Here is a 7,973-nt window from a genome sequence, read left to right as displayed (position 1 = left end):
GCACATCTGAAAGGCAGCGGGACCCCGGATCAAGTCCGGGGTGACGAGGGTGGGAGTGTCCGCAAATGGTCGTGAGCCGTCCTGCGGGTCGTTGGGATGACCACGGCATGCTTGCCTTTTCCCTCAGGGGCGCGGCATCTTCTCGAGGGGGTGCCCTTTTTCGCGCCATGCGGTCATGCCGCCGTCGAGCGCCGTGGCGCGGTTGAAGCCCAGTTCGTGCAGCGTCGCGGCGGCGAGGGTCGAGATCTTGCCCAGCTCGCAGACCGTCAGCACCTCCACGCTCGGGTCGGGCAGGACTTCGTTGACGCGCAGTTCCAGTTGTCCGCGCGGCAGGTGGATCGCGCCGGGGACATGGCCGGCGGCGAAGGCGTCTTTCTCCCGCACGTCGAGGATCACGAAGTCGTTGGCCCGCGCATCGAGGCGGCGGAGCAGTTCGTCCATCGCCATGAAGGGGACTGTGGCGCCCGCTTCGCCCAGCAATTGGCGGACCGTCTTGCCGCCGGACATGTTGGTGCGCAGCGCTTCGGTGAGGTGGGTGGGGGCCGAGAGGTTGAGGCTGTTCATCATCGCGACGAAATCGGCTTGTCCGGTTTTGGCGAGGCGGGGGTTGTTGGCGCGTTCCTGGCCGATGGTGGAGCCTTCGCGGCCCTTATAGTCATGGGCGGGGAAGACCAGCGTGTCGTCGGGCAGGTCGAGCAGCTTGTGGAACAGGCTGTCATGCAGCTGGACCGGATCGCCGCTGGGCAGGTCGCTGCGCCCGGTGCCGCCGATCAGCAGCGTGTCGCCGGTGAAGAGGCGATCATCGACATGGATGCACATGGAATCGCGGGTGTGGCCGGGCGTGTGGAGGATGCGCATGCGCATGTCGCCCAGCGGCAGGCTGTGGCCGTCCTCCACATGCAGGTCGACATAGGGGGCGGGCGAGTAGCGGTGCATGACGATCGGGGCGTGGAGCGCTTCGCGCAGGGCCCGCGCGCCGGAGAAATGATCGGCATGGGTGTGCGTGTCGATGATGTAGCGGACGCGCAGGCCCTGCCGGTTGACCTCGCCCAGATAACGGTCGACCAAATCCAGCGCCGGGTCGATGATGGCCGCGGCGCAGCATGCCTCATTGGCGATGATATAGGATTTGCATCCCTCGCCATCCTTGAAGACCGCGAAGAACATCGTCCTAGTCCTGTGGCTGGGGGACTATCCGGAGGTAAGGCGTGACGCTGTTCCAGCCTTCGGGGAAGCGCTCCTTCGCTTCCTCGTCGGAGACGGCGGGGACGATGATGACGTCCTCGCCCCATTTCCAGTTCACCGGGGTGGCGACCTTGTGCTTCGCGGTGAGCTGGCAGCTGTCGAGCAGGCGGAGGACTTCGTCGAAATTGCGGCCGCTGCTCATGGGGTAGCTCAGCATCGCCTTGATCAGCTTGTCCGGGCCGATGAGGTAGACGGTGCGGACGGTCTGGTTGTCGGCGGCGGTGCGGCCTTCGCTGCTGTCGCCGGCACTGGCGGGGAGCATTTCATAGGCCTGGGCGACTTTCAGGTCGCGGTCGCCGATGATGGGGTAGGTGACGTCGCCGCCGGTGGCGGATTTGATGTCGGAAAGCCAGCGGTCGTGATTGCCGACCGGGTCGACCGAGAGGCCGATCACCTTGCAGTTGCGGCTGGCGAATTCGGGGGCCAGCTTTGCGAGATAGCCCAGTTCCGTGGTGCAGACCGGGGTGAAATCCTTGGGATGCGAGAAGAGGATGCCCCAGCTGTCGCCCAGCCAGTCGTGAAAGCGGATTGGCCCCTGCGTGGTTTCAGCGGTGAAGTCGGGGGCCTTGCTGCCGATCGAGAGTGTCATAATGCCTCCCATTCAAGACTCGGCCCGCTTTTCGGCGGACTGCTGAAGCTATCACGGAGCGGCGGACGGCGGTAGCGGTTCAATCCTTGTCGTCGGCGGGCCGGATATAGGCGCCGTGGCCATCGGGCGGGATCAGCGACTTGTCCCTGATCGTGAGCGTCAGGGTCTGGAATCCGGGTTGAGGGACGTCCTTCGTCTTTTCCGAGGTGAGGGTGATGCTGTTGTCCTTTTCGGTCCATCGGCCTTCGGCAAACAGGTCCAGCGCGCCATAGACCAGATACCATTGGAAGCGGCCGTCGGGGTGGAGCATCAGTTCGGAGCCTGTCTCCATCACGCCCCGGAGATAATAATGACCGGCGTGGCCGGTGGACTGCGCAAGCGCGGGGGTGGCCAGGAAGGCGGCGAGGGGGAGAAGGGCGGTGAGGGCGCGCATGGCCGGGAGTGTAGCACAATGCTTCAATCCTCCCTATGCGAAGGGCAGCAATGCCTCATAGACCGGCAGCGGCGGCTTGCCTGCGATCGTCAGGCCGCGCCGCATCAGAAAGGCGTGACGCACGATCTCCGCCTGCTGTTCGAGGCCGTAGCGGCGGAACGGGCGACCGGGCACGATCTCATAGCCATAGCGGCAGAAGGGGTGGCGCATCAGCGGCAGAAACCATTTGCCGCCGCGCTGGGCCTGCCAGACATGGGTCATCTCATGGATGAAATGCCCCTGAAGGTGCAGCGGCCCGTCGCAGAAATCCGCGCAGAAGAGGCCGCTGGCCGGATGGAACCAGAGGTCGCCATCGGGCGCCATGGTGACGCCCCTGGGCTGAAACGGCCACCATTTGCGATCATGCACCCTGACGCGGTCATAATCGATCGCTCCCGCGAAAACGGAGCGGGCGAGGGCGGTTTCCGCTGGCGTCAGCGGGCGGCCGGTCAATGGCCCTCATGCTCTTCCGCCCCGGAGGCGGGAGCGGCGCCGGGCTTCTGGATAATCGCGTCGACCAGAAGCCGGTCGCCATTGGCCAGCAGGAAAGTGAGCGTCATCTTGCCCCGGGCGATCGCCGTGTCGTTGACGCCCCAGAGCATCAGATGCTTGCCGCCCGGCGCGAAGGCGACCGTCGATCTGGCCGGGATGTCGACGCTTTGCAGCGGCTCCATCTTCATCATTCCGCCGTGGTTCATGCTCTCATGCATCTCCACCTTGAGCGCATAGTCGGTCAGGACGCCGCGCAACTGCGTGCCCGCATCGCCGCCATGGGCGACGAAATAGCCGGCGGACGGCGTGTCCTTATTGGGGCTGAGCCGCACCCAGGCCTGATCGACATAAGTGGGCGCGGGATCGCCGCAGGCCGTGAGCGCCAAGGGGGCTGCAAGGGCGATGAAGGGGAAATATGCGCGCATGGCCAAGGGCTTCCTGAGTGTCTCTGATCGGATCGTTTCTCAACGCTAATCATCACTGCTTCTTGTGCCAAGCAAAAGCGCGCCTATATCCCTTGCGCAAACGCCCTTGCCTTGGCGCTTTCGTGAGGTATGGGGCCGTTAACCGCTGAATGTGATTTGGGGTTCAAAGAGGACAAGATGGCAAAAGTAATCGGTATCGACCTTGGCACGACCAACAGCTGCGTCGCCGTGATGGATGGCGGCAAGCCCAAGGTGATCGAAAATGCGGAAGGCGCGCGTACGACGCCCTCCATTGTCGCCTTCACCAAGGATGGTGAGCGGCTGATCGGCCAGCCCGCCAAGCGGCAGGCCGTGACCAATCCGGATAATACCGTTTTCGCGGTGAAGCGCCTGATCGGCCGCCGCTTCGATGATCCCATGACCAAGAAGGACATGGAACTCGTCCCCTATGAGATCGCCAAGGGTCCTAACGGCGACGCCTGGGTCAATGCCGGTGGCAAGGATTACAGCCCTTCGCAGATTTCCGCCTTCACGCTCCAGAAGATGAAGGAAACCGCCGAGAGCTATCTGGGCGAGACGGTCACGCAGGCGGTCATCACCGTTCCCGCTTATTTCAACGACGCCCAGCGTCAGGCAACCAAGGACGCCGGGCAGATTGCGGGCCTGGAAGTGCTGCGCATCATCAACGAGCCGACCGCGGCGGCGCTGGCCTATGGTCTGGAGAAGCAGGACGGCAAGACCATCGCGGTCTATGACCTTGGCGGCGGCACGTTCGACATTTCCATCCTCGAAATCGGCGATGGCGTGTTCGAGGTGAAGTCGACCAATGGCGACACCTTCCTGGGCGGTGAAGATTTCGACGCCAAGCTGGTGGAATATCTGGCGGAGGACTTCAGGAAGGCCGAAGGCATCGACCTCACCAAGGACAAGCTGGCGCTCCAGCGTTTGAAGGAAGCGGCTGAGAAGGCGAAGATCGAGCTGTCCTCGGCGCAGTCGACGGAAGTGAACCTGCCCTTCATCACCGCTGACCAGAACGGTCCCAAGCATCTCGTCAAGAACATCACCCGCGCCGATCTGGAGCGGCTGGTGGCCGACCTCATCAAGCGGACGATGGAGCCTTGCAAGAAGGCGCTGGCCGATGCTGGCGTTTCCGCGAGCGAGATCAGCGAAGTGGTGCTCGTCGGCGGCATGACCCGCATGCCCAAGGTGCGCGAGGCCGTGAAGGATTTCTTCGGCAAGGAACCGCACACCGGCGTCAACCCGGATGAAGTCGTTGCCATGGGCGCCGCCATTCAGGCGGGCGTGCTGCAGGGCGACGTCAAGGACGTGCTGTTGCTCGACGTCACCCCGCTGAGCCTTGGCATCGAGACGCTGGGCGGCGTGTTCACGCGCATGATCGACCGCAACACCACCATCCCCGCCAAGAAGTCGCAGGTCTATTCGACCGCCGACGACAATCAGCAGGCGGTGACGATCCGCGTGTTCCAGGGCGAGCGTGAAATGGCGGCGGACAACAAGCTGCTTGGCCAGTTCGATCTGGTCGGCATCCCGCCCGCGCCGCGTGGCGTGCCGCAGATCGAGGTGACGTTCGATATCGACGCCAATGGTCTGGTCAACGTCCATGCCAAGGACAAGGGCACGGGCAAGGAGCAGCAGATCCGCATTCAGGCTTCGGGTGGTCTGTCGGACGCCGACATCGACCAGATGGTCAAGGATGCCGAGCGTTTCGCCGACGAGGACAAGAAGAAGCGCGAGGCGGCGGAAGCCAAGAACAACGCCGAAAGCCTGATCCACACCACCGAGCAGCAGCTCAGTGAGCATGGCGACAAGGTGGATGCGGAGCTGAAGTCCGAGATCGAGACCGCGGTTGCCGCCACCAAGTCGGCGGTTGAGGGCGGCGATCCGGAAGCCATGAAGACGAAGGCTCAGGAACTGGCGCAGGTCGCCATGAAGCTGGGTCAGGCCATTTATGAGAAGGAGCAGGCGGCTGCGGCTGCTCCGGGCGGCGAAGCTCCCAAGGCGGACGATGATGTCGTCGATGCCGAATTCTCGGAAGTGGACGACAACAAGGCGTAAGCTGATGTGCTTGCCCCGTCATGGCCGTTGTGGTCATGATGGGGCAGGGACGCCGGGGGCGAGATGAGCACCGAAATCGATTTTTACGAACTGCTCGAAATTGAGCGCACGGCGGATGCCGGGGCGATCAAGAGCGCCTATCGCAAGCTGGCGATGAAATATCACCCGGACAAGACCGGGGGCTGCACCGACAGCGAGGCCAAGTTCAAGGCCGTTTCCGAAGCCTATGAATGCCTGAAGGACCCGCAGAAGCGCGCGGCCTATGACCGTTTCGGCCATGCGGCGTTCCAGAATGGCGGATTTAGCGGCGGCGGGCGCGGTGGGGCGGGCGGCTTTTCCGACCTTGGCGATATTTTCGAAACGATTTTCGGCCAGTCCGGTTTCGGCGGCGGTGGCGGTCGTCAGGCGCAGCGGCGCGGGGCGGACCTGCGCTACGACCTGGAAATCACGCTGGACGAGGCCTATCACGGCAAGAAGACCGAGATCGAGATTGAGGTTTCGGCGGCTTGCGAAAGCTGTGACGGGTCCGGCGCGCAGCCGGGCACGGGCGTCAAGAGCTGTGGCACGTGCCATGGCCATGGTCAGGTGCGGGCGCAGCAGGGCTTTTTCGTGGTGGAGCGGACCTGTCCGTCCTGTCATGGCGCAGGGCAGGTGATTGAATCTCCCTGTCGGTCGTGCCGGGGGGAGGGACGGGTGGACAAGCCCAAGACCCTCTCCGTCAATGTTCCCGCCGGTGTCGATGAAGGCACGCGCATCCGCCTGTCGGGAGAGGGCGAGGCTGGGGCGCGGGGTGCGCCGGCCGGCGACCTCTATATCTTCCTGCATGTGAAGCGTCATGCGATCTTCGAGCGGGACGGGTCCACTCTGTTCGCCCGCGCGCCGGTGAGCATCACGACGGCTGCGCTGGGCGGCGTGATCGAGGTGCCGGGCCTTGATGGCCGGCGGCATGAGATCAAGATTCCGAGCGGCATCCAGTCGGGCAAGCAGCTTCGCCAGCGCGGCGCGGGCATGCCGGTGCTGAACGGGCGCGGGCAGGGCGATCTGGTGATTCAGGTCGATGTCGAGACGCCCACCAAGCTGAACGCGAAGCAGCGGGAGTTGCTGGAGGCGTTTCGCGCGACGGAGACGGGTGAGGAATGCCCGCAGTCGACGGGATTCTTCAGCAAGCTCAAGGAATTGTGGGGGGATTGAAGCTTGGGGATTCCTGTTCCTGCGAAGGCAGGAACCCGGTCCTGCCTTCGCAGGAGTACGGAGCGCAGACTCAAGCGAACCTCCTCCCTTCCCACCGCGCCCAGGCGTAGAAGGGAAATCCTCCCGCCATCAGCAGGAAACTCGCGCCGCTAGGCACCAGCCCAGCGCCCCAGAGCGTCCATAGGGCATAACCCAACCCTACCAACGCCGTCGGCACCACCAGCCGGAACCGTAGCGCCGCCAGCGCGCAGCCGACATAAAGCCACAGCGTGGCCGAGGTCGACAGCAGCGCCATGGCGGTGAAGAGCGCGATCAACCCTTGCAGGCTGTTGGCGATCAGCATCAGCGTCCCCAGCCCGCAGGACAGCAGCAGCGCGCGCACCGGCGTGCCCTGCGTGTTGGTTCCGGCCAGCCAGCGTGGCAACTCGCCGCCCCGTGCCATGGCGAGCGGCACTTCGCCCTGGAGCAGGGTCCAGCCATTGAGCGCGCCCAGGCAGCTGATCGTGGCGAAGAGGGCGATGAAATGCGCTGGCCCCGGCGACCAGTAATGCGCGACGAAGGCAGCGAAGGGGGAGCCTGACTGGCTCTCCGCCGCTGGCAGGGTGAGCGCGATGCCCGAGCAGACGAGCAGGTAGATGAGGCCGGTGACCGCCGTGCCGATCAGCGTGGCGCGGGGGATGGTCCGGGCGGGATCGCGCACCTTGTCGGCGGCGACGCTGGCGGATTCGAAGCCGAGCAGCGCCCAGAGGGTCAGCGCGGCCGAAGCCGTGATGCCAGCGCTGGTAAAGCCCTGGGCGGGAAAGGGGACGATTTCCGCCTGGCCGTTCCCCAGCATCAGGGCGAGCAGGATGAAGGCCACGGCGATCGGGATCAGCTTGAGCGCGGTGGTGGCGAGTTGGGTCGCGCCGGCCGCGCGTGCGCCGATCAGGTTGATGCCGGTGGTGGCCCAAAGAAAGCCGATCGAGACGAGCGCGCCCATGCCGGGGCGGTCGATCGCGGGCAAGATGCTGCTGAGATTGGCGGTGGCGGCGACGGCGATGGTCACATTGGTGAAGATCACCGAAATCCAGTAGATCCAGCCGATTGCGAAGCCTGCCACCGGACCATAGGCGCGGGTGATGAACTGCGCCGTGCCGCCTGCGTCGGGCATCAGCACCGTCAGCCGGGCGATGACATGGGCCAGCACGAGCGATCCGGCGATGGTGAAGACCCATCCCGCGACGGCGTCCCAGCCATAGGGCGCGAGGGAGGCGGGCAGCAGGAACACGCCCGACCCGATCATATTGCCCATGACCAGTGCGATACAGGCGGAAAGGCCCAGCGCGCGCGGGGGTGCTGTGCTGCCGTGCCTGGCGTCCATGGCGGGATGCTAGCCATGCGGGCAGAGCTTGGCCAGCGCGGATTGTGGAGGGTGGTTTTGGGTGGATTGTGGACGGTCCGCTTACAGACCCTTCCCTGAAGCGCACCGTGCTCCTGCGAAGGC

Annotated in this window: 8 protein-coding genes; 2 read left to right on the top strand and 6 right to left on the bottom strand. The window is 64.7% G+C overall.

Features of this window, described 5'->3' with window-relative positions; all coding sequences use genetic code 11:
• Positions 1-123: 123 nt before the first annotated feature.
• The 5 genes from RUH75_RS22785 to RUH75_RS22765 all read right to left on the bottom strand — a co-directional run bounded on the left by RUH75_RS22785 (position 124) and on the right by RUH75_RS22765 (position 3,223).
• The gene (locus RUH75_RS22785; RefSeq protein WP_313809491.1) at positions 124-1,167 is read right to left on the bottom strand and encodes a rhodanese-like domain-containing protein; all 1,044 of its coding nucleotides are present in this window, start codon (positions 1,165-1,167) and stop codon (positions 124-126) included.
• A gap of 4 nt (positions 1,168-1,171) precedes the next feature.
• The gene (locus tag RUH75_RS22780; RefSeq protein WP_313809490.1) at positions 1,172-1,834 is read right to left on the bottom strand and encodes a peroxiredoxin; all 663 of its coding nucleotides are present in this window, start codon (positions 1,832-1,834) and stop codon (positions 1,172-1,174) included.
• A 79-nt stretch (positions 1,835-1,913) separates the two neighbouring features.
• The gene (locus tag RUH75_RS22775) at positions 1,914-2,267 is read right to left on the bottom strand and encodes a hypothetical protein (protein WP_313809489.1); all 354 of its coding nucleotides are present in this window, start codon (positions 2,265-2,267) and stop codon (positions 1,914-1,916) included.
• 33 nt (positions 2,268-2,300) lie between these two features.
• Positions 2,301-2,759, bottom strand: a complete 459-nt coding sequence (locus RUH75_RS22770; protein WP_313809488.1) for a vgr related protein — start codon at positions 2,757-2,759, stop codon at positions 2,301-2,303.
• Entirely contained in the window at positions 2,756-3,223 is a 468-nt protein-coding gene (locus tag RUH75_RS22765) for a copper chaperone PCu(A)C (RefSeq protein ID WP_313809487.1), read from the bottom strand. Before RUH75_RS22765 ends, RUH75_RS22770 begins: the two co-directional genes overlap by 4 nt.
• A 177-nt stretch (positions 3,224-3,400) precedes the next feature.
• Between RUH75_RS22765 and dnaK the strand changes: the two genes are divergently transcribed.
• Together dnaK and dnaJ are read left to right on the top strand one after the other, a co-directional pair.
• Entirely contained in the window at positions 3,401-5,299 is a 1,899-nt protein-coding gene (gene dnaK / locus RUH75_RS22760; protein WP_313809486.1) for a molecular chaperone DnaK, read from the top strand.
• Positions 5,300-5,362: 63 nt separating this feature from the next.
• Positions 5,363-6,490: a molecular chaperone DnaJ gene (gene dnaJ, locus RUH75_RS22755; protein ID WP_313809485.1), complete on the top strand. Its 1,128-nt coding sequence runs from the start codon at positions 5,363-5,365 to the stop codon at positions 6,488-6,490.
• A gap of 70 nt (positions 6,491-6,560) precedes the next feature.
• Here the strand turns inward: dnaJ and RUH75_RS22750 are convergent, their stop codons facing one another.
• Complete coding sequence (locus RUH75_RS22750; RefSeq protein ID WP_313809484.1) at positions 6,561-7,850, bottom strand: amino acid permease; 1,290 nt, start codon at positions 7,848-7,850, stop codon at positions 6,561-6,563.
• Positions 7,851-7,973 lie beyond the last annotated feature (123 nt).

The sequence above is a fragment of the Sphingobium sp. genome (genome assembly GCF_032153725.1).
GTDB lineage: Bacteria > Pseudomonadota > Alphaproteobacteria > Sphingomonadales > Sphingomonadaceae > Sphingobium.
Note: the sequence above shows the minus strand (reverse complement) of the source record. Positions and strands in the feature narration are given on the sequence as shown.

What these genes read in the sequence shown, in the direction of transcription:
- RUH75_RS22750 (WP_313809484.1), bottom strand. Translation starts at nt 7,850, where the DNA reads ATGGACGCCAGGCACGGCAGCACAGCACCCCCGCGCGCGCTGGGCCTT.
- RUH75_RS22780 (WP_313809490.1), bottom strand. Translation starts at nt 1,834, where the DNA reads ATGACACTCTCGATCGGCAGCAAGGCCCCCGACTTCACCGCTGAAACC.
- RUH75_RS22785 (WP_313809491.1), bottom strand. Translation starts at nt 1,167, where the DNA reads ATGTTCTTCGCGGTCTTCAAGGATGGCGAGGGATGCAAATCCTATATC.
- dnaK (WP_313809486.1), top strand. Translation starts at nt 3,401, where the DNA reads ATGGCAAAAGTAATCGGTATCGACCTTGGCACGACCAACAGCTGCGTC.
- RUH75_RS22775 (WP_313809489.1), bottom strand. Translation starts at nt 2,267, where the DNA reads ATGCGCGCCCTCACCGCCCTTCTCCCCCTCGCCGCCTTCCTGGCCACC.
- RUH75_RS22765 (WP_313809487.1), bottom strand. Translation starts at nt 3,223, where the DNA reads ATGCGCGCATATTTCCCCTTCATCGCCCTTGCAGCCCCCTTGGCGCTC.
- dnaJ (WP_313809485.1), top strand. Translation starts at nt 5,363, where the DNA reads ATGAGCACCGAAATCGATTTTTACGAACTGCTCGAAATTGAGCGCACG.